Annotated in this window: 1 protein-coding gene; it reads right to left on the minus strand. The window is 39.0% G+C overall.

Annotation, left to right across the window (positions count from 1 at the left end):
* Nucleotides 1–27: 27 nt before the first annotated feature.
* Complete coding sequence (locus SYJ56_RS25745) at nucleotides 28–1548, minus strand: IS1634 family transposase (RefSeq protein ID WP_465038406.1); 1521 nt, start codon at nucleotides 1546–1548, stop codon at nucleotides 28–30.
* Between the last annotated feature and the right edge of the window lie 108 nt (nucleotides 1549–1656).

Raw genomic sequence — 1656 nt, forward strand, 5'->3', positions numbered from 1 at the left:
CCTGTTTTGTGCGATGGGACACCCAGGCTAATTTTTCCTGATTGCTTCGATTAATTCCAACTGCTCTGGCGTGGGTTTGAGAGGAATAGTAGTGTAGATTTTTGAGTCTGGAAGGAGTACTCTTATTTGGTACATACTTTTGGTCAATTCAATGGCTCTGTTTGCTGAGAATGACACTTTTGCCTTTTTGAGTAGTCTTTCGAGTTCCTTAAATACAGCATAAGATACAAAGCAGATGCAGATATGTGTGTTTATTCTTTGGGGGATTCGGTGATAGATTGGCCGTATTCTGATATCTGTCTTACTAATACGAAAAGCCTTTTCAATGTGCCATAAATTTCCGTATGCAGCGATGACATCTTTGGCTTTCATATCTGTATTTGTTAGATATCCTTTCAATCCATCCCATCTGGCATCAAGGTCATATCTTTTGTAATCAATAGCTACTTTAACCTCTGATTCCAGCTTGAGGTACTTGTTGTATCCCCTGTTATTAATACTGTTTTTGTCTATTTTTCCACTTTTGACCTTCTTCTCAAGCTTTTCAAGCCCCTTTTTCCTATTGTGGGCATCTTTTTTCTGCCTCTTTTGAGAAAAGCTGACCACCAGCCTATACCCGTCTTTTTTTACCTCCCTGGGTTTGTCCTCGGTTAGTTCCAGTGCCAGGATTTTTTCTTTGATCTGATTATTTTCATTTCTGACTTTTCCGCCCAATACAAACTTGTAACCGTTACCGATCAGTGCATTAATGTTGGCGTTGGACAGTAAACCGGCATCAGCAATCACGATGGGCTTGCCGATGGAAAACTTCTTTTGAATACTTTCCAAAACAGGGATTAGGGTATACCCTTCATAGATATTGCCTTCAAAAATATCGTAGCCCAACGGGTAGCCTTCTGGACCGACCAACAGTCCAAGTTTAATCTGAGGGTGCTGATGCTTGCCATCTTTTGAATACCCGATTTTTCGAAGGTCATCTTCATCAGGAGTCTCAAAATACAAGGTGGTCATGTCATAGAAAACAAGACCGATCTGTCCTCCCAAAATCTTGGCAAAGTGACTGAAGGTTGTTTTCTCGATCTTCTCTTTAAACTCTTTATGGAGTTTGTCCATATATCGGTAGATGGAGTAAACACTGACTTCTTGATTTTTGAATCTGGAAAGGTAATCAACGGTTTTTAGTTTGGAACCCGGGTAAACAAGTCTGGACATTACTAATTCCCGGAATAAGTTATCCACTCCAATTTCATGGTAACCTATTGATTCATAAACATTACCAAGAACACTATCCGGACCCACTAATTCAATTTCGTTATTGCCTACATTGGAAAGAATGGATTTCAGACTCCTGTCCCGGTCGTTGGAAAATAGAAAAGCTTGACCTTGTATTTTCTCGATTTCAAGTTTGGCTTGGCGCTCTAAAATATCTAATTCCACTTCATCACAAGAACTCCCCATCGATTTGACTACTTTATTGATCCTGCCAACTTTCTGGATAATTTGGACACTGAAACTCCCACTTGAATTCTTCTTTCGTCTCACAAACATGAACTAAAAATAATCCGAGACACCCAAAATCACAAAATTAGCATAGTTAATTTACTAGAATTCAACTAGTTAATTTTAAACTAAAGTATATCCGCACAAAACAGGAAA

The organism is Algoriphagus aurantiacus (assembly GCF_035156405.1).
GTDB classification, from domain to species: domain Bacteria; phylum Bacteroidota; class Bacteroidia; order Cytophagales; family Cyclobacteriaceae; genus Algoriphagus; species Algoriphagus aurantiacus.